Source organism: Legionella cincinnatiensis, assembly GCF_900452415.1.
Lineage (GTDB): Bacteria > Pseudomonadota > Gammaproteobacteria > Legionellales > Legionellaceae > Legionella > Legionella cincinnatiensis.
Genome location: NZ_UGNX01000001.1, coordinates 1,743,757 through 1,767,558 on the forward strand (window position 1 = coordinate 1,743,757; position 23,802 = coordinate 1,767,558).

Consider the following 23,802-nt stretch of genomic DNA (forward strand, 5'->3'; position numbering starts at 1 on the left):
GAAGCAAAACAGAAGTAACTTTGCGACGTTCTGCTTCACGGTATTCTACAAACATAATTGTGAGTCATTCTTAATTTATTATTCGGGATAGCAATATATATCACCTCCCCCAGCACCACCTGAATGATATATAATTACATTGCCACCAACAACTTTCACTTTTTCTTTGAGGCATCGATATCCAGAGTACGTATAATAGTAATCACCTTGAGGTACAGGTCCTTCAACTGTAGTATAAGTTTGGGTTTGTGGATCAACTGTAATCGGAATGCTTTTCCATGTTTTGGTTTCTGTGATTATAGTGGTATCAGCAAAAACAGCTGTAGCAATTGCTAATTGTAATGCGATAAATAGTATGTTTTTCATTTGCATCCTCCCTGCGTGTATGTGCTAAAACAATCAGTATCCTTAATTAGGGATGCCATGATTAAATATAGCACTATTTGTTTGTTAAGTGAACTATATGGGTTTTAGGTTAACAAGGGAGAATAATATATTTTATTATGAATATTTTTAAATCCTCTCCCTATTGAGAGAGGAGTAAGATATTTTAACGACTATGCACGTAGCCACCAGTGTTGTGTACATGTACATGACTATCGTGCCCATGGACGTTACTATCGTGCCCATGTATATGGCTGCTGGTGTAAACAGTTCCTGTATCGGGATGTTCATGATGGTGAGAGTCTGGATAAACTGATGTAGTAGAGTAACTGGGTGAATAAAAGCCAAAACTATTATAACCAGTCGTAACGGTGCGATTTGGTATATAAGTAGTATTATTACGGCTAAATAAAAAAGGTAATACACAAACAAGACCGATTAGGACAAGCGCAATGGGAAATATTGGGGGAAAGGCTGATGCAAATGCCATTTTAGCAGCTATTGTGGTTGTGGTCGCTGCTGCGGACTTGAGACTTACTGCCGCAAATATCCCGGCGGTAGCTACTGCAGCTGCAGTGAGAGCAGCCATACATTTGAGTAAAAAACTATAATTAGTATTGTTTTCCTGCTTTGTAGGTTGTGTTTTCATAGGTTAGTCCTTTATGTTTCTGCTCGATTAATAATTAGTTCAACAAAAGTAAAAAAATGAATTTTACCCTTGATACATTCTTATGAATGCCACTCTCAAGAAAGCGAAAGTGCAGGCACAACAAATATTCTAATAAAATCATGCTCAATAGGATTTGCAAATTCAATGAATTCTGTTTTTCATTTTATGAAAAATGCTATTCATAAATAATCTGGTTGTTACTTTGTTAGACCCTCCACTTTCGCGGAGGGTAAGATTCACATATCAATATAAAGAGCATCAATTTTTATTTGAGTTTTAAAGAGTATTTTTTCGGGATGAGTTTCCAGAATGATGAATTGTCTATTTCAACGATATCAGAAGCTACATAGTCTAAAAACATGAAAACTCCTTCAATCAGATCTCGTGTTTCTTTATCACGAGCGAGAAAATGTTCTAGTATTTCTTTTAATCCCATTTCGTCTGCTTGAAATCCTGAGTATTCTGGATTGCTTACTACGAAGCCATCTATAGAAAACCCAGTTTTAAGATTCAACGTGATTGAGATAAAAGCATCAGTAGCTATAACTTCAGTACGTGAAAGATCTTCAGGGAGTTTATCGAGATCAATTTTTGCTGAAAGCAATGCAGTTAACCCCGTATAATTGCCATCCACGTCTTTGGTTGTTGAAGTGAGCACTCCTTTGATAAAAATGGCATCGCCATATTCTTCAGCATACTCTCTTACAGTTTCTTGCAAATATTCAATAGCACTAGGAATCATTTCATTACTTTCTTCACGTGTTAAAAACTTTGTGAAATCAAGTCCAATAGAACCTTTAAAAGCAGTGGTTGGCGATTTGCCATCACCATAGTCATAGCTTAGATTGTCAACTTTTACTTCAAAACTATTTTTTGAGCCGACTTTTTTATAAAGCCCATTTAAGGCGATTTTTTCGGCGCGTTCACTATTGAGTTCTACCGTATCAAATTTGAGTCTTGCGACAGTCTCTTGATTCTGAAGTGGTGCCAGAATATTTGTAATTTCTGAATTTAAAAGATCAAGCGCATTATCACTTGCGAATACACTAGATACAAGACAAAAACTTAAGCCAATAGAACAAAAAAATTTTTTCATATGAAACATCCTGTTTTATTTAAGTTTATTTAGGTTTGACAGTTTTATGTTTTTATTAAAAAAGAACCATGATATGGTTTTGCAAAAACTGTAGGCATGCATTATGCCATTCTTTAGCAATAAAAAGAATATTTACGTGTTCAAGACAATATATATCCATTTTTGGAGTAACGAATACGGCGGTTGATCTTACTGACTAACATTTTGGCGGGATGTGCCAATATTCTTTCTTGTATTGCTCTATGATCTCTTGACTTGATTGCTCAAACGCTAAAGGCTACGATGGTAGCTCCTACAGGTACAGAAAGACTCCATCAATTAAAGAGCTGGAATAGTAATAAATGTTATCTGAGAGGTTGTATGAGAGAATATGCTGTTCCTCCATCAGATTCATACTCAGAATTCTCGGAACTAATTTTAGTTTCGTAATGTGCCATAAGGATAACCTCACAATTAGAGCTCAATCTGCTGTTCCTTGCCACTAGGAGCAACCTTTGATTCGTTCATTACATAACAAAATACTTTCAAATTTTAACATAATAATTTATCAATTGTCCAGACAAAATTTAACTAAGATAAAAGCACAAACCTAACAAAATACCCACAGCCAGGGTGCGAGAAAACTTCGGTTTGCTAAACTAAAAATCACATTCTATATTTAATATAAATTGATTAATTATTTGTCGATATGAAACTGGATACGTCACCACACACGAGTGACATCCCTATAGCTGAAGGAGTATAATAATGTCCAGCAAACCACCATCACCACATCGAAAGTCACCACCACGGGTAGGTCTACCCATCAACAAAGGGGTCACAACAGGAGAAAGGGGGGTCAACCCAGAAGAATCAAAAAATCTACGAACACTCGAATTAGCTACCGACCAATCGTTAGCAGCACGTCACCTACTTTATTATCCAAATGAATCTTCTCTTCAAGTAATGAAACTATGCGCCAATGGGATGGATTCCGTAATGGAGAGACTAAAGCATACCGGCGAAGCAAAATCAGATCTGGATAATGATGAAGTTTTAATCAGTATGTGTACCAGGTTAATGGCTGATGGAGGAACTGGACGTCTCCCCTCAGGAGATTTTAACGCCAGGCTTGCCGAGCTCGTTGACATGAGAAAACGAGAACCAAGGCCTGAAGAATACACCGAAAAAGCAGCGTCCCTTGCTAACGACTGCCGAGAAAACATGGCCAACATAACAAACAACGCTAAAAAAGCTGGCCCTGAAGGTGCGCTCGCCCGTCAAGGTATTCTGTCATTTATGGGAGACCTGGGAGGACTCGAAAAGCATGAAACAGGTTTTGGGGCTGCATACAAAGGTCCACTTGGTGATGCCCATCGTGTATATGATGCCTACGTGGCTGGTCTTTGTGATGCCCAACGCAACCTCAGAGGTAAAGATGGACAGGCGTCTGTTGAAGAGGTTCAAGAATTTGAAAAAATCTTCCATCAAGCCAGAGTAGTCTCTTCACTGAAGGGGGGAGGTCTTTCCGCACCTTATCACACTGTAGGTAAGAAAACAGAACGTGCTCCAGTAGGATGGGGTGTCGTAGAAAGACGTGGTCTACTGAATCAAGGGGACAATGCAGAAGAACTGCTCAAGAAAGCATATCCTGAACATAAGAAATCGCTGGTGGACGCATCTTGGCCAAGCTACCTAGTATCCGATCAAGTCGTCGAGAATGTTACAGAGCCAGTAACAGGGCACGTGTCAGGAACATTCGGAGAGATGGCAACCACCATGAATTTGTTCTGTGGTACCTCTCCTACATCTTTGACTCTGGACCAGCCCTCAGGGAAACCACTCGAATCAGCGCATCCGGATCAAGTGACTTCAATTGCGGCATTGTCAGCTGCAGGACTGATCACTGCCGGGTTCCATTCTGCAGTGGAGGTGTTCCAACCCATGAGCACGTTTACTACGCACCCAACTTACGGCAGCATAGGACCAGATGCGGTTATGCAGATGAATAAGGAAGCGAGTGCCCTTCGCGCATATGTTGAATATTTGGAAACAAATGATAGGCCAGAAAGTTGGGAGTTTGAAGGATACAAACTTAGTGAGGATGAACTTAAGCTCAGCAAAGAAGATTTATTGAATAAAGCTGAGAGTATTGAAAACGCTGCAACTAAGTCTGTGGACATGATTTCTCTCCTCCAGGGAGAAGGTGGCACACTAGCGACACTCGAGGTGGCAAGAGTGATGGCCAATCACTCGGTTGATCCGAAGGTGCCAACCAAGATGTTCAGTTTGAATACGCGATTGGACGAGTTGGGGCTGCGAGGAGCTACTCCTGAACTTGAGAAAGCGCGTGCAATTGCAGAGTTGCCTTTCAGTAAGGAGCAACAACTTCAACTTGCAGAGGCTGTCACAGCTGCCGAAGAAGCTGCTGACCATTACGATTTATTAAAAGAGATAACTGTCAAATTTGAAAATACAGCTCAAAAAGCAGAAACAAAAGCTACCGAGAAAGAACAAGCATTAGAAAAAGCGAAGCAAGAACTAGATAAGGTATTAAAAGTAGGATGGGGAGTAGGAGTCGACCCAGAAGAAGCACGCAAAGCAAGGACACTTTCAGAATCATTAGAAGAAGTGAGGAAAAAAGCGTTCAGAGAAGCAAAAGCTGCAAGAGCAGAAGCCACTGCTGCAAGAGCGGAAGCAAATACTGCAAGATCAGATTTAACAGCTTTAGAGAAGGAAGTATCAGTTGCAGCAAGTGCAGAATTAAAAGCGGCAAGAGCAGAGGCAACTGTTTTAAGAGCAGAAGCAACTGTTTTAAGAGCGGAATCAACTGCTGAAGAGAAGGAAGAAATAGCCTCAGAGAAAGAAAAAATAGCTGTAGAGAAAGAAAAAACAGCTGTAGTGAAAGAAGAAACTTTCTCAGAGAAAGAAAAAATAGCTGTAGAGAAAGAAAAAATAGCCGTAGAGAAAGAGCAAGCATTAGAAAATGCGAAGCAAGAACTGGATAAAGCATTAAAAGTAGGGTGGGGAATAGGAGTGGACCCAGAAGAAGCACGTAAAGCACGGACACTTTCAGAATCATTAGAAGAAGTGAGAAAACAAGCTTTCCGAGAAGCAAAAGCTGCAAGATCAGAAGCAAATGTTGCAAAAGAAGAAGCAAATGTTACAAAAGAAGAAGCAAAAGTTGCAAGAGAAGAAGCAAATGTTGCGAAAGAAGAAGTAAAAGTTGCAAAAGAAGAAGTAAAAGTTGCAAAACAAGAAATTGAAAATGCAAAAGAAAAAGTAGAAGTTGCAAAAGAAGAAGCAAAAGTTGCAAGATTAGAAGCAACGAATACAAAAAAAGAAGCAACAGTCATGCTAGAAAAATTCAAGGGGATAAAAGAGCAGATACAGAGTATGAAAAAAGAGGAAGAACCTCAGGGGCCTCAATTTAAGGTGAATTAAAAATTTAATGTTGGCGAGGCACTATAAAAAGCAATGAAGTCCTGCTGGGCAATCTAAGGTACTGTGGATCTGCGGGATTTTATGTAAAAAAAGGTCATTCCCGATGAGGGAATGACCATATGGCTTATCTTGAACAAAAAGTACCCCAAAAAATGCCCGCATAGCCACCTATGCTTTGCTTTTCCGGAGTGCTTTTCATTCAACCTTTACCAATACCTCCTCTCGTGAACGATTACATTTCTATTCGTCTTCCCAGCTTAAAGTACCACCAGCTTGATATTCAATCACGCGAGTTTCGAAGAAATTTTTCTCTTTTTTCAAGTCCATCATTTCACTCATCCAGGGGAAGGGATTTACAGCGCCGGGATATTGTTCTGCTAAACCAATTTGGGTGAGGCGGCGATTTGCAATAAAGTGTAAGTACTCTTCAAACATTTCTGCATTCATTCCTAGAATTCCTTGTGGCATGGTGTCTTTGGCATATTGATATTCCAAATCTACTCCTTGACGAATGAGCTGGATTATTTCTTCTTTAAATTCAGAAGTCCATAAATGTGGATTTTCAATTTTAATTTGATTAATCACATCAATACCAAAATTCATATGCATGGATTCATCGCGTAAAATGTATTGGAATTGTTCTGAGGTTCCTACCATTTTGTTTCTACGACCCATGGAGAGAATTTGTGTAAAGCCAACATAGAAGAATATTCCCTCAAATACGACATAAAAAGCAATCAAATCGCGTAATAATCGTTGGTCGTTTTCTACAGTACCGGTATGGAATGTTTCATCAGCCAAACTTTGGGTATAGGGTAATGCCCACGCTGCTTTAGTAGCTACTGAAGGGATTTCGCGATACATATTGAAGACCTCTGCTTCATCAAGTCCCAAACTTTCAATAACATATTGATACGCATGAGTATGCAGAGCTTCTTCAAAGGCTTGTCGCAAGAGATATTGTCTGCATTCTGGATTGGTTATATGTCTATAAACAGCCAGAACCAGATTATTGGCCACTAAAGAGTCGGCTGTTGAGAAAAAGCCTAAGTTGCGTTTGATAATTAAACGCTCTGCTTCTGTAAGACCATTAGGATCTTTCCAGAGCGCTACGTCAGCACTCATACTGATTTCATTGGGCATCCAATGATTGGCACAAGCGGTTAAATATTTATCCCAAGCCCATTTATATTTAAAGGGAACAAGTTGATTTAAGTCAGCACGGCAATTGATGATACGCTTATCATCCACATGAATGCGTGCAGCTCCCATTTCAAGAGACTCATAGCCTGTCGCACCTGTAAGAATGATGTCTTGTTGTTGTATGATATTTTCTGACATTTAAGTTCTCCCTAATTATTGGCACGCTTCACAGTCTGGATCGAGTATGGAGCATGCTTTTGGTGCTTCGGCCATTATTTTGACTGCATTGAGTGCACTATCAGTCACTGTAGATTTCTCTGCATTAGATGCGCCCAAACTACGTAAGTAATACGTTGTTTTTAACCCACGTATCCACGCATGCATGTAAAGTTGATCCAGTTTTTTACCAGAAGGTTGGGCCATATAAATGTTGAGTGATTGAGCTTGATCGATCCATTTTTGGCGACGAGAAGCGGCATCTACTAACCAAATTGGATCAATTTCAAAGGAAGTCGCATAACGTTTTTTCAAGTCAGCTGGAATGCGACTGATTGGTTGTACGCTACCATTAAAATATTTCAAGTCATTAACCATTACTTCGTCCCAAAGACCCAGAGCTTTCAAATCTGCAACAAGATAAGGGTTGATCACGGTGAACTCGCCCGACAAATTGGATTTGACATACAAGTTTTGATAAGTAGGTTCAATAGATTGTGCTACACCGCAAATATTAGAGATAGTGGCTGTTGGTGCAATAGCCATCACATTTGAGTTACGCATTCCTTGAGTACGTACTTTAATGCGTAAGCTTTCCCAATCTAAGCGTTGTGAACGATCTTGTTCCAAGTATTTGTTACGTGCTTGTTGTAATAAATTGATAGAGTCAATTGGTAATATACCTTTACTCCATAAAGAACCTTCGTAACTGGAGTAGCTGCCCCTTTCTTTAGCTAAATCACAAGAAGCCTCGATTGCATAATAACTAATTAATTCCATAGATGAATCTGCAAATTCGACAGCCTCTTGGGAAGCATAATCAATTTTTAACTCATATAAGGCATCTTGGAAACCCATTAAACCAAGCCCAACAGGTCTGTGTTTTAAATTGGAATTGCGTGCTTGAGGTACAGAATAATAATTAATATCAATTACGTTATCCAACATACGAACAGCTGTTCTAATGGTTTGTTTTAATTTCTCAATATTGAGTCTGCCATTTTTGATGTGTGCAGGAAGATTGATACTGCCCAAATTACATACAGCAATTTCTTCCTCTGAAGTATTAAGCGTAATTTCAGTACATAAATTAGAGCTGTGAACTACTCCAGTATGTTGTTGTGGTGAACGTAAGTTACAAGGATCTTTAAACGTCATCCATGGATGGCCAGTTTCAAAAAGCATCGATAACATTTTACGCCACAATTTGACCGCAGATACAGTTTTTACATTTTTCATAAGGCCTTGGCGCGCTTTTTCTTCATATTCACCATACAAAACTTCGAAGTTCTTACCGAATTGATCATGTAACTCAGGAACTTCATCAGGAGAAAATAAAGTCCAATCAGCATCTTCACGTACCCGCATCATAAATAAATCAGGTATCCACAATGCGGTGTTCATATCATGGGTACGACGTCGATCATCCCCAGTATTTTTTCTTAATTCTAAAAACTCTTCTACGTCTTTATGCCAGCACTCCAAATAAGCACAAACAGCACCTTTACGTTTTCCTCCTTGGTTTACGGCAACTGCTGTGGCATCAGCAACATTGAGAAAAGGAACTACTCCTTGCGATTTTCCATTGGTTCCTTTGATGTGTGATCCCATTGCACGTACGGGCGTCCAGTCATTACCTAAACCTCCCGCGTATTTAGAAAGTAAGGCATTGTCTTTGATGGCACTGTAAATACCATCTAAATGATCAGGGACCGTAGTTAAATAGCAGCTGGACAGCTGTGGTCTAATCGTCCCAGAGTTAAACAGGGTTGGTGTAGATGACATGTAATCAAAAGAAGACAATAATTGATAAAACTCAATTGCTTTTTCATTTTTATCTTTCTCACGTATCGCCAGACCCATAGCAACGCGCATGAAAAAAGCTTGGGGCAATTCATAACGTATTCCTTGATCATGAATAAAATAACGGTCATATAAAGTCTGTAAGCTTAGATAGGTAAATTTCATGTCACGTTCAGGCAATAACGCTTTACCCAATTTTTCTAAATCAAAATCAATCATTTTTTCATCAAGCATTCCTTGCTTGATACCGTAGGCAACATAGGTTTTAAAGTAAGCTGGGTAGAGTTGACTCATTTCATCAAAGGTTGCATCGGTTTCAATACCTAATTTATGCAGTGCCTCTATTCGTAAACTGTCTAATAACAAACGTGCGCTGACATAAGTATAGTTGGGTTCTTTTTCAACTAAAGTACGTGCTGCCATAATTAATGCTTTATGCACATCTGCAAATTTTGCTTCATTGTAAAGGTTGCGCAGTGCATCTTTAATGACTGGTTCCGCATCAACATGTTCTAGATTACGGCATGCTTCATGAACAATCGTATTCATACGCTCTGTGTCTAATGGTTTTAATTCTCCATCAGGCATAGTGATTAACAGAAGCTTCTGGTCACTCGCTTGCTTTTTTAATTCAGTTTCGCGTGCTTTACGATGTTCTTCGCGGTATAACACATAAGCTCTGGCAACTTTATAGTGGCCGCTACGCATAAGCGCTAATTCGACTTGATCTTGAATGTCTTCTATATGAACTGCACCACCACTGGGTAAACGGCGTTTAAATACTTGAGTGATTTGACGGGTAAGCTCTTCAATTTGCTGGTGGATGCGATCCGATGTAGAAGCCGTGCCTCCTTCGTCAGCAATAAAGGCTTTAGTAATTGCTATTTTAATTTTTGTATCGTCGTAATTTACTACTTTGCCATTACGCTTAATGGTTTTTAATACACCAGGGGCATTAGCGGTCAGTTCCAATTGACTGATTTGCGGCACATCATTTACCGGATCAAGAGTTGCAGACATTTTTCCTCCACTCGGTTTTTATTTTTATTTGAGTTAGATATATTTACAGTATAGCAATAAAAAATCAATATATTGTGTAATTTTTTCATGAAAGTAACAAGATAATGTGTTTTTTAAAGAACAATGTGTTTTTGTCAAGAGAATAATATGGGGGTATTTTGTGGATAAGTTGTGATTCATTTCGTAATTATTTTTATGAAGGGATGATATTTTGTAGGTGCGATGAGCGATCTGCTTTGTTCTCTTAATTACCGCTTTATTTTTTTCACGATAATCGCATCGCTGACATTAGAAAATCCATGAACGTTAAGCAGAAAAGAACCTATATGAGCGTATAATTGGCTTGAGCTTCCTCCATCTAGGTTGATGGCATCGAGGCAAGATAAAGGTGGCGAACGAAGCAAATGAGCGAGTTTATTAGTAGTCATAGCAGCATTGGTCGTGACTAGGAGAACGACTTTACCGTCTGTAGTGATTCCCAAAGCTGAGCGTTCCGCAATTCCAGGTTTTAACGAGGGAATTTTCCGGTTAATCAATAATCGGGGACCACTTTGAATGGCAAAATCAATATCACTATCATATTGGAAATGAGAAAGGCTAGAAATATGCGCCTTATTATTTTTTATAAAGAAAACTCCCCACCAACTGATTCGCTTTAAAGGATTGGCTAATTTTCTATTAGTGATCCTTAGTCCAAGAGGATTAAATTCATGATCAAAAAAACCGCCATTGAGGCTTAGAAGTGCTTTACTGTGCTCTGCAAATTGATTAACAGATGCGTTTTTTAAGGATAAATTTTTTGCATTGACTAAGCCTAGCTTATTTTTATTGAGATCGATTCGAAAAACATAGACATGCGACCAAGGAGCCAGTATACCGCCAGCTAGATCTTGATACTCAATGCCAGGGCTTAATTTTTGCCAATTTCCTTCAGCATGAGATTGGAACGAAACTAAAAAAATAGCTATAAAAAACAAGAAAAAAAACAAATATAATTTGTTTGCATGATAAACATTGGTTTGCGAAGACATGTTATTGTATCCTTATGTACATCATTCAACACCACGGAATCTCTTATGCAAATTAAAACGCAACATAACAATAGTGAAGTACATAAGTCAACTACAGATTTAACTCGCTTGATGAATGAGGTACTTGAACTTGCCCGAAAAGAGGGCGCCACAGACGCTATGGTCGCTGTAACTAATGACAAAGGCTTTTCAGTCGATGTGCGTATGAGAGAGGTTGAAACTGTTGCTTTTAGTGAAGATAAAGGGATTGGATTGACTGTTTATATTGGCAAACGAAAAGGGGGGGCAAGCAGTACGGATACGTCGCCTTCTGCATTGGAGGCAATGGTTAAAGCCGCCTGCGATATAGCAAAAGTAAGTGCTGAAGATCCTTGTTTTGGCTTAGCAGATAAGGAATTAATGGCAACCAATTACCCTGATCTTGATTTATTTCATCCCTGGGATATAAATCCTCAACAAGCAATTGATTTAGCTTTAAAATGTGAAAATTATGCTTTGTCGTTGGATAAACGAATTACAAATTCAGATGGAGTTAATGTGTCCACTCATGAATCCCATCATGGATTTGCAAATACGCATGGGGGTTGTGGTTTCATTCATAGTACACGCCATAGTTTAAGCTGTTCGTTGATTGCGAAAGAAGGTGAGGAAATGCAACGTGATTATGATTATACCACTGTTCGTCATGCAAAGGATTTGGTGGATAGTCATTTAGTCGCAAAAAATGCAGTAGAACGAGCTGTCAGACGACTGGGAGCAAAACAAATTGCTACACAAACAATACCTATTATTTTTTCGTCGCGAATTTCTAGTAGTTTATTTTCAAGCTTTATTAGTGCAATTAGTGGTTCGAACCTTTATAGAAAAAATACATTTTTACTGGATTCAATAGGACAACAAGTGTTTCCTGAGTTTATTCGTATTTATGAACAACCTCATTTGTTAGGTGCCTTAGGGAGTTCGCCATTTGATAGTGAGGGTGTTCCAACTCGGCCTAATCTCATAGTAGAAAAAGGACGTGTGATGCAATATGTATTAGGTAGTTATTCGGCACGTAAGCTTGGGTTAAATACGACGGCAAATAGTGATGGAGTACATAATTTAACAATCGATCCAACAGCAGGTGATCTTGCTGATTTATTGAAAATAATGGGCAAAGGGTTGTTAGTTACTGAATTGATGGGACAAGGAGTAAATGGAGTTACAGGAGATTATTCACGAGGTGCGAGTGGTTATTGGGTAGAAAATGGAATGATTCAATATCCTGTTGATGAAGTGACCATTGCAGGAAATTTAAAAGATATATTTAAAGCAATTCTTGCCGTGGGAAGTGATATTAACCCTAATATTGCTACACGATGTGGTTCTGTACTTATTGAAAAAATGATGGTGGCAGGAAAATAAGAGCAATTCATTAACTGTATTAAGTTAAGAAAAAGCTTACTTATAAATAGAATCCCTCCTATTCATTATCTTCCGTGAAGATGGTGTTGTTGTATAGATTAAATATCAGGTACTACCCCCATATTTGACCTATGCAATAACATTGCGAGAGTGGAAGGTCTAATTCGCAATGGCTCTTTTACCAACAGTAAAAGATACTCTCTGAAACAGAGGCAATTCTTCTTTAAATAGAGGTAATTACTTGCTTTGTTGATTCTATATTCTACGCTTTAGATAAGAGGATTCAATTGGAGACAGCATGCGCAGCTTTATCTTGGCAGCATTGCTGGTTGTCAATACTGCTTTTGCTGATGGAGAGGTTATTGGTTTCGCAGCATTTGAAAATGGAGATTATACTACTGCTTATCCTTATTTGATGCAAGCAGCAAGAGACGGCAATATTGAGGCCATGTATTTGCTGGGACGCATGTTCCAATATGGGCAAGGGGTCTCAAAAAACCCCACAGAAGCACTCAAATGGTATCAAAAATCTGCAGAAAAAAATTATCCTTTAGCTCAATTAAGCCTAGGTTTTATGTATGATCTGGGTGAGGGAGTAAAACAAAATTTTCCTGAGGCGTTTCAATGGTATATGAAGTCGGCACAACAAGGTAATGCTATTGCGCAAAGAAATGTCGCTTTGATGTATAGTACTGGGGATGGTGTCAAAGCCAATAAAAAAATGGCATTTGATTGGTTCGAAAAATCAGCAAAACAAGGGTACAGTAAAGCGCAGGTGAATCTTGCTTATGATTATATTATGGGGGAGGGAACCAAAAAAGATGTGAATAAGGCTTTCTATTGGTATCAAAAAGCGGCAGAGCAAGGCGATGCAAAGGCTGAATACAGTTTAGGACTATTATATACGGGGCAGCAACCCGGTGTTCCCCAAGATGATCAATCAGCTTTTTATTGGTTTTCACAAGCAGCAAATCAAGGTCATCCCAGAGCACAAACTTATTTAGCTTATTACTATTTAAAAGGCTATGGAGTTGAGGCTGATCCACAAAAAGCAGCTTATTGGTATCAGGCCGCTGCTCAAAATGGGCAATCTGAGGCTCAGGTTGAAATAGGTCAATTGTTACTCACAGGCACAGGGATCGATAAGGATTATGCGCAATCTGTCTATTGGTTTACCAAGTCGGCGGCACAGGGGAACCCCTTAGGACAGGCTAAATTAGGTTATATGTACCTTGCAGGATTAGGAGTCGATAAAGATTGGATTAAAGCTTACGCGCTATTTAAAATCGCCGCAGAAAATAAAAATCAGGAAGCAGCAAAAGAGCTAAAAATGCTCCAAAAGAAATTATCTGTAGATGAGCTAAAAGCAGCTGAGGAGCTGACTAAAGAAATAGCCCAGAATATGAAAGAAGAATCTCAAGATAATTAGAAAATATTCAAGCTTTCTCTAAGAAGCGTAACCGTAATTTTTCCCTTTTTATCACGATTTCTTTTGAACAAAGAGTATACTGTTAAGTTTATATTATCACTAGTAGCAGAGGCTACATTAAGGAAGTAACTACTTTCTAGGGTGATCTGGTCACTAGCAATATCAAGCTTTTGGAGTAATTCAGCGATTTTTTTTAAGTCTTTAATTCCATTTTCTTTTCTTTGTTTAAGTAGTTCATTAAGTTGGGTATCTTTTATGGTACTGCTCAGGGACTTAAGTACTTGTTTTGATGCTGTATTGATATTAATAGGCGTGGTCTCAGGTAATACGCATATGAAGGGTTCTAAGGCTAAATAAATAGGTGCGCTTACATCTTTAACCAATCGTAATTCGGATTGGCTACTCATGAGTTGATGGCTTGGATAATAAGGGGGTTTTTGGCTGGTGTAATAAGATAAATAGTTATCTTTGCCTCGTGCAAGATCATAGGATGTGAGCCAATCACTGACAGCAAGAGTTAATTGCGTTTTTTCAGCTTCGGCAATTTGAGGTATGGTTGCGCCAATAAGATTGACAAACCCCATCATTGCTTTTCTATTTGTCAAATTATTGAGGTTATATCGAGATTGTAAATCATAAAGTGCACCACTTACTACTACTGTTTTCTCAATATGTTCCATATTTAGAGGATATTGACTTACCATTCCTTGAGCGTTCGCTTTAATAAATTTATTTTTTGGATTATTTAATTCTCCCATTGCCCAAAAAGTTTCCGCTTGAGCAGCAAGATAAAGCTTATCATGAGTGACTATAAGTTTTGTTCGGTAAATATCTAACTGGATTTTAGTACTCATTGCTGTAGCTACTATTGCAACTAAGGTCATGATAAAAAGAGCAGTAAGAAGTGCACTACCTTTATTTAGCCTCTTATGAAATGCTACAGTAGATTTTTCCTCAAATTTTACTATGGGATTAATCGTTTTAACTTTGGGCATAAAGTGCCCCTGGCAGTGTAAATAATAAATTGATTTCACCGAGATCCTGTAAAGTCAGATTCACTTGTATGGCTTTGGGAAATGGCTCTTTACGTTGATTTAAGTTCACTGCCTGTTCTCTCCATTCAGGGAGTATTTGTAAGTTTTGATTTAAGTAACCAAAATGGCAATCAGTAAGGTGGGCCAGTAAAGGCTTATCTTCATAAGCATCCCGATTTAAGGTATCAAGTGTATTCCATGACCTACGAATTAAAGTTCCTTCTTGACAAACATAAGCTACCCGTTTAAGTGTGCTTCGTTTTTCAATACTGCCAGGATTTACTACTCCATCACGAGTAAACTCCAGGTAATTCGTCTGTCCTATAAAAGCTGAAAATAGCCGCATGTCATTACCTCTTATCGCTCGTTCTACGGCTTGGCTTGTATCTTGCTGAATCAGACTTATTGCGAGTTGCAATTCATTTAAACGATTACTTTGTTCACTAACTCGAGAGCGGGTTGTAAATGCGTTATATAAAACAGATGTGGTGATTGTGGCAAGAATAGCAAATACTGCCAGTGCAATTAAAATTTCAATTAGAGTAAAGCCCCTAAATTTCTTTTGTCCTTTTAAGTGCTTTTTCATGATACATACCTGAATGCTTGTAACTCCTCTCTAAAAGGGCCTGCTTTTTCGGTGCTCACCAAAATAATTATCTTTTGAATATTTTTTTGTGACGTTGAACTGATTTTTGCTCGCCAATACCAATGTTCATTAAGCATCGTTGTATCTTGGGTTGTTTCTTGACTTTGATTCACCTGCAATAAGTTAAGCTGAATCATAGCCACTCCTTGCATGGCAACCCAGTGGCTTACTGTTTTTTCTTTGATACGGCGTGCGGTTTCAACATTTTGTGAAATTGCTTTGAGCAAAGCCGTTAGTGCAATAGCAATAATAGAAAGGGCTAATAATACTTCTATTAACGTAAACCCAGCTTTTTTATCATGCTTTATCATTTATTATTAACCACATTAAATTTTAAATCCCCATTTGCTTTGCCTACAATTAAGGCCATATTGTGTTCTTGCTCATTACCGAAATACAAAGAAAATGGAGTCATATCTCCAGATGAGGTAAGAATGATAGAGGGTACTCCAGACGGAGTACGGCGGTTGGTTTTTAGGCTAATGTGAGTGTCTTGGGGAAAATAGGTGATTTTAAACAACCCTTTATTAGAAATGGGTTTCCATTGCGAATTATTTTGCAGCTGAAGAATTTGATAGCTATCATTACTAATGCGTAGACCAAGTGTACTGGTCTCTAAAATGGCTTGTTGTTGTGCTAACTGAAGTTTATTTAGTAATTGCTCCGCAGCAAACAGAATACGCCGACTTTCCCCAAAATCACCAAAGCTAATTAAGGCAAAACCAAAGGTTATGCCTATAATCACTAGAACAATTAAAATTTCAATTAAAGTAAAACCTAGATTATTTTTTCTCATCCCAATTACCGATCTCGGCATTAATCCCTGTACCTCCAGGTTGCCCCTCCGCACCATAGGTAAATACATCCACATCACCATGTTGTCCGGGATTTAAATAAAGATAATCTCTTCCCCAGGGATCAGTTGGCAATGATTTTAAATATTGTTTCCAATTGTTAGGTATTGGGTTGGAAGTGGGTTTTTCAACAAGTGCTGATAATCCTTGATCTGTAGTCGGATAAGTGCCGTTATCAAGTTTATATAAGTCAAGAGCATTTTGGATTGCAAGTACATCTTGTTTCGCTTTGACTTTTCGTGCTTCGTCGGGGCGGCCCATAATTTTAGGAACTACTATAGAGGCAAGAATGCCCAATATAACGACCACAACCATGATTTCAATTAATGAGAACCCTTTTTGTCTATTCATCTTTACTCCGTAAATATAACCTAGGTACTAGAGGCACCTGCTATAAAGCAAATTCCCGAAAATTCACATTATACCCCATCTGGGGTTTTATTTATTGCGGTATTGTATCATATTCTTAAGTAATTAATTGTTCCATTGAGAAAATAGGCAGCAAGGTCGCTAAAACAATAAATAAAACTATTGCTCCCATCAACAGAATGACCATAGGTTCTAATAAGGTAAGTGAGGTATCAATTAAACGTTTTACTTCGTTATCAAGATGAAGGGCAGCACGCTCCATCATATTTGCTAATTGGCCGCTTTTTTCGCCGCTGGCAATTAAATGGATTGCCATAGGACTGATATAACCTGTGTCTTTTAGGGCCTCATTGATACCACATCCCTCCCTTACTTTTATTGCCGCAGTATCAAAAGACTGACGCATAATAACATTCGTTACTAAACTTGCTGCCACACGCATTGTTTCAAGAACGTTCACACCGGCAGCGAAAAGTATACCAAAAGTATGAATATAGCGTGAGACATTAATAGTTTTTACCAAATAAGACACTATAGGAAGCCTAAGTAGTAGACGATGCCAGAATGTTTTAATTTTAATATTCGCTAAGCTTTTCTTAAACGCAACCAATAGGAGAAGAAGTCCAAGTAAGGTGTAAAGACCATAATTTTTAATGAAATTGCTCAAACTGATTAAGAGCACCGTCATTTCGGGCAGTGTTTGTCCGCTGCTTGTGAATACTTCGATGATTTTGGGGACCACGAAGCTTAATAAAAAAGATATAATGCCAATTGACACGACAATCATAATGATTGGATAGATCAATGCCTGCTGAACTTTTTGTTTTGTTTGCTGTTGATTTTCTGTGTAATCTGCTAATTTTTCTAAAACGACATCCAAACGTCCAGTTTGTTCACCTGACCCGACTGTTGCTCGATATAATTCGGGAAATGCATACGGATATTGAGCCATAGCTTGCGCTAAACCATAACCCTCAAGTACTTTTGACCTAACCCCAATAATTAACTCTCTAACTTTATCTTTTTCTGTTTGTTCGCTGACACCACGTAATGATTCTTCTACAGGAATTCCAGCAGCCAGTAATGTGGCTAACTGACGAGTGAATAAAGCCAGGTCGGCTGCAGAAACTTTGCTTTTGGCGTGATTACCCGAGCGTTGCTGTGTTAAAATGCGAATTTGTGTGGGGATAAGCCCCCGATCGCGTAAAAGTTGGCGCGCATGGCGTTCAGAGTCAGCTTCTAGCACCCCTTTAGTGGTATTGCCACTTTTTCCTAGTGCTTGGTATTGATACGCACCCATAAATTTTTATAGTTTTGAAATAAAACATATAGTTTAATCTATTAGGTTTAAGAAGTCACTTAAGGTACACTATACAACCAGATTATCCTGGAGACCTATAATGAGCAAAAACATCATACTTGAGGCAATTAAAGAGCATGAGGCAAAATTAATTGACTTACGATTTACTGACATACGCGGGAAGGAACAACATATTACTATTCCAGTTTCAGCTGTAGATAATGATTTTGTTGAAAATGGAAAAATGATCGATGGATCTTCTTTTAAGGGATGGCAAAAGATTCATCAGTCAGATCTTGCTTTGGTACCTGATTTAGAAACAATTAAGCTTGATCCTTTTTTTCAAGACAATACCTTATTTATCCGTTGCAACGTTGTTGATCCTAAAACAATGATGGGATATGAGCGCTGTCCTCGATCTCTTGCTTTACGAGCCGAAGCTTATTTACAATCCACAGGAATAGCAGATACCGCTTTTTTTGGCCCTGAACCCGAATTTTTCATTTTTGATAGCGTACAATGGGAAACAAGTATTGGTGGCGCTTTTTATAAAATTGATTCGGAAGAGGCCCAATGGTACTCAGGAAAGGAATTGGATGGCGGAAATATTGGTCATCGTCCAGGGATAAAAGGTGGTTATTTCCCTGTTCCTCCAGTAGACTCTTCTCATGACATACGGTCAGCAATGTGTTTAACTTTAGAATCATTAGGAACGATTGTCGAAGCGCATCACCATGAAGTCGCTACTGCAAATCAGTGTGAAATTGCAACTCGCTTTAATACGTTGACCAAAAAAGCAGATGAATTACAAATTTTAAAATACGTAGTTCATAATGTCGCACATAACTATGGTAAAACAGCTACTTTTATGCCTAAACCATTAGTAGGAGACAATGGAAGTGGGATGCATTGTCATCAATCCTTGTCCAAAGACGGTGTTAATTTGTTTTCTGGGGATCAGTATGCTGGGCTTTCCGAAATGGCTCTGTATTACATTGGGGGCATTATAAAACATGCTCGTGCTTTAAATGCATTTACTAATCCAGCAACGAACAGTTATAAGCGTTTGGTTCCAGGTTTTGAAGCTCCCGTTCTTTTGGCTTATTCTGCAAGAAATCGATCAGCAGCTATTCGTATTCCTCATGTAAATAATCCTAAAGCACGCCGTATTGAAATACGATTCCCAGATCCTACAGCAAATCCTTATCTTGCGTTTTCAGCAATGATGATGGCTGGATTAGATGGTATTCAAAGGAAAATTCATCCAGGGCAAGCAATGGATAAGGATCTTTATGATTTACCAGCAGAGGAGCTCGTTGATATACCTACAGTATGTTCTTCTTTGGATCAATCGATGGAGCATCTGAAAATGGATCATGACTTCTTGTTGCAAGGTGATGTGTTTACTAAGGACTTCATTATGAACTACATTCACATGAAGGATGAAGAAACAAGTACAATTAGAAGTATGACTCATCCTTATGAGTTTGAGTTATATTACAGCCTTTAGGAATCAGGGTGATGAAAGTTTTTGTCTCTCTATTATTAATGATGATAATTTGCGCATCTAATGCGCAAATTTACAAATGGATAGACAATCAGGGCGGTGTTCATTTTAGTGATACCCCTCAAAAAGGAGCTCAAATCATTACTCTTCCGGATGAACAAAACTCTTCATCACTACCTTCTGTAACACCTCAAACAGCTACGAAATCAAACAAATTACACGATCATACTCTTGTAAAATTAAAACATTCTTATAGCAAAATGGAGATTGTTCGGCCTGAAAGTGGAGCGACAATTCGTAACAATCAAGGTTTTGTGACAGTAACAGCACAAACAGAACCCGATCTTTTTCCAGGCGATAAATTGCAATTGCTTTATGATAACGCTGCTCTTGGGGAGCCGCAAAAAAATCCTGTGTTTGAAATAAATGGTATGTATCGGGGATCACATACTTTAGCAGTTCAAGTGATGGATGAGGTTGGGAATGTAATTGATAGTAGTGATCCCATAACGATTTATGTTTTCAGACCGAGAGTGGGAATGGTTCCTGGCACTAAACCACATTAAGAATATATGGGAATGATTTATGCTTATTTTATTATCACCAGCTAAAAAATTATTAGAAATTTCTAAGCCATACGCAGCTAACACCTCTAAGCCCATATTTATGGATAAGACTTGCATTCTTGTAAAGTTGATGCAAACTAAATCTGTAGATGAAATTGCAGCTCTCATGGATTTATCCAAAGATCTCGCTGAATTAAATTATCATCGTTACCAAATATTTCATTTGGACGATAACGCTTCATTTCATTCATACCCAGCATTATTTTTATTTCAAGGGGATGTCTATCAAGGACTACAAGCAAAAAACTGGGATCAAAAAGCAATACAGTACTCTCAAGATCATTTAAGAATTTTGTCGGGGCTTTATGGTTTATTAAATCCTCTAGATGCAATTCAACCATATAGACTCGAAATGGGAGTTCGTTTAGAAAATCCCGCTGGCAAGAATTTGTATGATTTTTGGCAGCATACGATAACTCATACACTGAATCAACAGCTGGCCGTTCAAGAAAATCCTCTATTAATCAATCTTGCTTCTGTTGAATATTTTAAAGCGGTTGATGAAAAAAAATTAAATTATCCAGTTATTACGATTAATTTTTATGAAAAAAAGAATGGGAAATTAAAAATGATTGGTATTCATGCTAAAAAAGCTCGGGGTGCTATGGCAAGATTCCTCATGCAAAATCAATTTGATGATTTGGCGCGTCTTAAAGAGTTTAACGATCTCGGTTATCAGTTTCATGAATCAACATCTTCGGAACGACATTTCGATTTTGTCAGAGGCTCTCCGGCGTGAATTATTGCGTCAACCTCGTAGGTTAAGAGCTAGAGAGAGCTAATCGACTATCATGTGGAATTTATCCAGCAGAGTACATCGTTTAAACCATTTTCCTGCGGATGGGAGCGTTTGTTATGTCAAAAGGGATGATGAGCTAGGTTGTGGGATTAACGGTACGAAATTACGTAAATATGCCAGCCTCTTGCCTTTTTTGATGGATCAAAAAATACGTCATCTTATTATTATTGCGGGGCCTCAATCTAATAACTTACTTGCTGTTTTGCAGCTAGCAAGAGAGTTTCAATTAAAAGTGACTGCTTTTTTGATTAAGCCTTGGAAATTGGAGCTACAAGGAAATTATAAATTAAGTCGTCTTTTTCTTGAAGAGGAAGAGATTGTATGGGTTGCTCGTGATGACTGGCCTCAGGTGAATGAACTTGCTTCTAATTATCTGAATGTGCTCAATGAACCAGGTTTTGTATTATGTGAAGGGGCGAGCGTTTCTGAAGCAATGAAGGGTGCGGCCACTTTAGCTAAAGATATTATTTTAAATGAAAATACTTTAAAATTAAGGTTTCAACATATTTTTATTGATGCAGGAACGGGATTTTCTGCGTCCGTCCTTATTAGCAATCTCGCTGAATTAAACCATCAGGCCAAAATTCATGTCCTGTTATTGGCTGATGATGAAGAACTATTTTATAGCAAATTAAATCAATGGATTGGATTAATTCCTAAAAATTTCAGTTGTTTTTATCCAACAACTGCCAAAGCATTTGGATCCGTGAATCAAACGATTAAAAATGAGGTACGTCGTTTAGCAAGGGAGGAGGGGATTTTGGCGGATCCTATTTATGCGGCTAAATTATTTTATGAGTCAAGAAAACGTATCCAAATAGAACAATTAAAAGGAAATGTACTGATTATTCATTCCGGTGGAACCTTGAGTATGCCTTCATTTGATTATATTTAAATCAATGGAGATAAATTATCATCGACCTGTTTTCTATTTTAATAAACTCTTCTAATTTTTCATCATCTCGCCCTTGAAATTTCTCAACTGATCCCTATATCAATTAAATCATTAGAAAATGCGTAAACAGGAGACTAGATAAAAATGTCAAGCAAGCAACAAACTATGGGTTTTCAAACAGAAGTAAAGCAAATGCTGCATTTAGTGGTGCATTCGCTTTATAGCAATAAGGAAATATTCTTACGTGAGCTAATTTCTAATGCTTCGGATGCTTTAGATAAATTAAGGTTTTTAGCTTTATCAAATAGTGCACTTTATGAAAATGATTCAGATTTGAAAATCAGTATTGATTTTAATGAAAAATTAAAAACCATCACTATTAGTGACAATGGAATTGGTTTAAGTTGGGATGAAGCAGTTGAAAATTTAGGTACTATCGCTAAATCAGGTACTAAAGAATTTATGAGCCATTTAACTGGTGAAAGTGCAAAAGATTCTCAGTTAATTGGTCAATTTGGGGTTGGCTTTTATTCGGCTTTTATTGTTGCTGATAAAGTCACAGTTAAAAGTCGTCGCGCAGGTTTGAAACCGGAAGAAGGTATTGTTTGGGAGTCTAATGGGGAAGGTGAGTTTACTATAGACTATGAGAAAAAGACATCTCGTGGTACAGAGGTTATCCTCCATATTAAAGAAGATAATGATGAATTTTTGAGTAGTTGGCGTCTTCGCAGTATCATAAGTAAATATTCCGATCATATTTGTTGGCCTATAGTGATGAAAAAAACATCAACTGAGGAGAAAGAGTCCGATGAATATGAAACAGTAAATAAAGCAACAGCTTTATGGACAATGCAAAAATCAGACATTACTGACGAAGATTATAAATTACTTTATAAGCATATTTCTCATGATTATCAAGATCCGCTTACATGGTCGCATAATCATGTTGAAGGGAAACATGATTATATTTCTTTGCTTTATATTCCAGCACATGCTCCTTTTGATTTATGGCAGCAGGAAACAAAACATGGATTAAAACTTTATGTAAAACGCGTATTTATTATGGATGATGCAACCCAGTTTCTACCGCGTTATTTACGATTTATAAAAGGTATTGTTGATGCAAGTGACTTGCCATTAAATGTATCACGAGAAATTTTACAAGATAATAAGCAAGTAGAAAGCATCCGTGCTGCATGTACAAAACGTGTTTTATCCATGCTTGAAAAGATGAGTACTCAAGATAAAGATACTTATCAAAAGTTTTGGAATGAATTTGGTTTAGTATTAAAAGAAGGCCCTATTGAGGATTTTGCTAATAAAGAAACGATTGCTAAATTATTGCGATTTGCTACTACGGCTACTGAATCAGAGAAACAAGAAGCGACTTTGGATGATTATATAAGTCGTATGAAAGAAGGGCAGGATAAAATTTATTATATTACAGCATCCAGCTATAATGCGGCTAAGAATAGTCCCCATTTAGAAATTTTTAAGAAAAAAGGAATTGAAGTACTCTTATTAAGTGACAAAGTTGATGAGTGGTTGGTAGGTTATTTAAATGAATATGCTGGTAAGAAATTGCAATCGATTTCTAAAGGAAAGGTTGAGTTTGATGATGAGTCTATAGAGCAAATAAAAGAACAAGAAAAAACGCTAGAACCAATTCTTAATCACGTTAAGAAAATTTTAGAAAACAAAGTTAAGGATGTTGTTGTTACTAATCGTTTAACGGATTCCCCAGCATGCATTGTTGCTGATGAACAAGATATGGGCTTGGAAATGCAGCGCATTTTGCAAGCAGCGGGCCAACAAGTTCCAATGACAAAACCTGTATTTGAAATCAATCCTGAGCATGTATTAATTAAACGTCTGCATGATATTCAAGATGATAATTTATTTGAATTATGGGTCACCATGTTATTTGAGCAAGCCGTTTTGGCAGAAGGCGGTCAATTAGATAATCCTGCGGACTTTGTAAGTAGAGTGAATAAGTTATTAGCATCATCTGCGGTTTAAGTATGAATGAAGTGCAGCAAAATAACATTTCATGACGTTTTGCTGCACTTACTCGGATTTAGGCATAATCTTTCAAACTGTCTTCCTTTTTGTTCAGGGGGTTTGCCTGTTGGTGAAAGGCTGGATTTTCGCGC

At 37.9% G+C, this 23,802-nt stretch carries 20 protein-coding genes; 8 read left to right on the plus strand and 12 right to left on the minus strand.

The window, feature by feature from the left end; all coding sequences use genetic code 11:
* Positions 1 to 78 precede the first annotated feature (78 nt).
* The 3 genes from DYH34_RS18025 to DYH34_RS07785 all read right to left on the minus strand — a co-directional run bounded on the left by DYH34_RS18025 (position 79) and on the right by DYH34_RS07785 (position 2,150).
* Positions 79 to 366, minus strand: a complete 288-nt coding sequence (locus tag DYH34_RS18025) for a hypothetical protein (RefSeq protein WP_162263040.1) — start codon at positions 364 to 366, stop codon at positions 79 to 81.
* Positions 367 to 550: 184 nt separating this feature from the next.
* Complete coding sequence (locus DYH34_RS07780; protein WP_058463641.1) at positions 551 to 1,033, minus strand: hypothetical protein; 483 nt, start codon at positions 1,031 to 1,033, stop codon at positions 551 to 553.
* A 286-nt stretch (positions 1,034 to 1,319) separates the two neighbouring features.
* Positions 1,320 to 2,150 (minus strand): hypothetical protein, encoded by an 831-nt coding sequence (locus DYH34_RS07785; protein WP_058463640.1) that lies wholly within the window; start codon positions 2,148 to 2,150, stop codon positions 1,320 to 1,322.
* Between the two features lie 747 nt (positions 2,151 to 2,897).
* On the opposite strand from DYH34_RS07785, the gene DYH34_RS18030 reads away from it, so the two are divergent.
* The gene (locus DYH34_RS18030) at positions 2,898 to 5,573 is read left to right on the plus strand and encodes a hypothetical protein (protein WP_058463639.1); all 2,676 of its coding nucleotides are present in this window, start codon (positions 2,898 to 2,900) and stop codon (positions 5,571 to 5,573) included.
* A gap of 240 nt (positions 5,574 to 5,813) precedes the next feature.
* Here the strand turns inward: DYH34_RS18030 and DYH34_RS07795 are convergent, their stop codons facing one another.
* The 3 genes from DYH34_RS07795 to DYH34_RS07805 form a co-directional block, all read right to left on the minus strand.
* Positions 5,814 to 6,914, minus strand: coding sequence for a ribonucleotide-diphosphate reductase subunit beta (locus DYH34_RS07795; RefSeq protein WP_058463638.1), 1,101 nt, complete (start codon positions 6,912 to 6,914; stop codon positions 5,814 to 5,816).
* A 15-nt stretch (positions 6,915 to 6,929) separates the two neighbouring features.
* Positions 6,930 to 9,755 (minus strand): ribonucleoside-diphosphate reductase subunit alpha, encoded by a 2,826-nt coding sequence (locus tag DYH34_RS07800; RefSeq protein ID WP_058463637.1) that lies wholly within the window; start codon positions 9,753 to 9,755, stop codon positions 6,930 to 6,932.
* Between the two features lie 248 nt (positions 9,756 to 10,003).
* Positions 10,004 to 10,786: a phosphodiester glycosidase family protein gene (locus tag DYH34_RS07805; RefSeq protein WP_058463636.1), complete on the minus strand. Its 783-nt coding sequence runs from the start codon at positions 10,784 to 10,786 to the stop codon at positions 10,004 to 10,006.
* 45 nt (positions 10,787 to 10,831) lie between these two features.
* On the opposite strand from DYH34_RS07805, the gene pmbA reads away from it, so the two are divergent.
* Positions 10,832 to 12,190, plus strand: a complete 1,359-nt coding sequence (gene pmbA / locus DYH34_RS07810) for a metalloprotease PmbA (RefSeq protein ID WP_058463635.1) — start codon at positions 10,832 to 10,834, stop codon at positions 12,188 to 12,190.
* A 298-nt stretch (positions 12,191 to 12,488) separates the two neighbouring features.
* The gene (locus tag DYH34_RS07815) at positions 12,489 to 13,619 is read left to right on the plus strand and encodes a tetratricopeptide repeat protein (RefSeq protein ID WP_058463634.1); all 1,131 of its coding nucleotides are present in this window, start codon (positions 12,489 to 12,491) and stop codon (positions 13,617 to 13,619) included.
* On the opposite strand, the gene gspK is transcribed toward DYH34_RS07815, so the two are convergent.
* The 6 genes from gspK to lspF all read right to left on the minus strand — a co-directional run bounded on the left by gspK (position 13,616) and on the right by lspF (position 17,822).
* The gene (gspK, locus tag DYH34_RS07820; protein WP_058463633.1) at positions 13,616 to 14,614 is read right to left on the minus strand and encodes a type II secretion system minor pseudopilin GspK; all 999 of its coding nucleotides are present in this window, start codon (positions 14,612 to 14,614) and stop codon (positions 13,616 to 13,618) included. The genes DYH34_RS07815 and gspK overlap by 4 nt on opposite strands.
* A complete protein-coding gene (gene lspJ / locus DYH34_RS07825; protein WP_058463632.1) occupies positions 14,601 to 15,239 on the minus strand; it encodes a GspJ family T2SS minor pseudopilin variant LspJ in 639 nt (212 codons plus the stop codon). The genes gspK and lspJ overlap by 14 nt, the downstream gene beginning before the upstream one ends.
* Positions 15,236 to 15,610, minus strand: coding sequence for a GspI family T2SS minor pseudopilin variant LspI (gene lspI, locus DYH34_RS07830; RefSeq protein WP_058463631.1), 375 nt, complete (start codon positions 15,608 to 15,610; stop codon positions 15,236 to 15,238). The genes lspJ and lspI overlap by 4 nt, the downstream gene beginning before the upstream one ends.
* On the minus strand, positions 15,607 to 16,095 hold the full coding sequence (gene gspH, locus DYH34_RS07835; RefSeq protein ID WP_058463630.1) for a type II secretion system minor pseudopilin GspH: 489 nt from the start codon (positions 16,093 to 16,095) through the stop codon (positions 15,607 to 15,609). Before gspH ends, lspI begins: the two co-directional genes overlap by 4 nt.
* A complete protein-coding gene (gene lspG / locus DYH34_RS07840) occupies positions 16,082 to 16,504 on the minus strand; it encodes a GspG family T2SS major pseudopilin variant LspG (protein ID WP_058463629.1) in 423 nt (140 codons plus the stop codon). Before lspG ends, gspH begins: the two co-directional genes overlap by 14 nt.
* Before the next feature lie 115 nt (positions 16,505 to 16,619).
* Positions 16,620 to 17,822: a GspF family T2SS innner membrane protein variant LspF gene (gene lspF, locus DYH34_RS07845; RefSeq protein ID WP_058463628.1), complete on the minus strand. Its 1,203-nt coding sequence runs from the start codon at positions 17,820 to 17,822 to the stop codon at positions 16,620 to 16,622.
* 100 nt (positions 17,823 to 17,922) lie between these two features.
* Here lspF and glnA point away from each other — a divergent pair, with 100 nt between their 5' ends.
* The 5 genes from glnA to htpG all read left to right on the plus strand — a co-directional run bounded on the left by glnA (position 17,923) and on the right by htpG (position 23,668).
* A complete protein-coding gene (glnA, locus tag DYH34_RS07850; protein WP_058463627.1) occupies positions 17,923 to 19,332 on the plus strand; it encodes a type I glutamate--ammonia ligase in 1,410 nt (469 codons plus the stop codon).
* A gap of 11 nt (positions 19,333 to 19,343) precedes the next feature.
* Positions 19,344 to 19,895 (plus strand): DUF4124 domain-containing protein, encoded by a 552-nt coding sequence (locus tag DYH34_RS07855; protein WP_115342584.1) that lies wholly within the window; start codon positions 19,344 to 19,346, stop codon positions 19,893 to 19,895.
* Between the two features lie 19 nt (positions 19,896 to 19,914).
* Entirely contained in the window at positions 19,915 to 20,694 is a 780-nt protein-coding gene (yaaA, locus tag DYH34_RS07860) for a peroxide stress protein YaaA (RefSeq protein ID WP_058463625.1), read from the plus strand.
* A 52-nt stretch (positions 20,695 to 20,746) separates the two neighbouring features.
* Positions 20,747 to 21,649 (plus strand): pyridoxal-phosphate dependent enzyme, encoded by a 903-nt coding sequence (locus tag DYH34_RS07865; RefSeq protein ID WP_058463624.1) that lies wholly within the window; start codon positions 20,747 to 20,749, stop codon positions 21,647 to 21,649.
* A 144-nt stretch (positions 21,650 to 21,793) separates the two neighbouring features.
* The gene (htpG, locus tag DYH34_RS07870; RefSeq protein ID WP_058463623.1) at positions 21,794 to 23,668 is read left to right on the plus strand and encodes a molecular chaperone HtpG; all 1,875 of its coding nucleotides are present in this window, start codon (positions 21,794 to 21,796) and stop codon (positions 23,666 to 23,668) included.
* Positions 23,669 to 23,802: the final 134 nt, after the last annotated feature.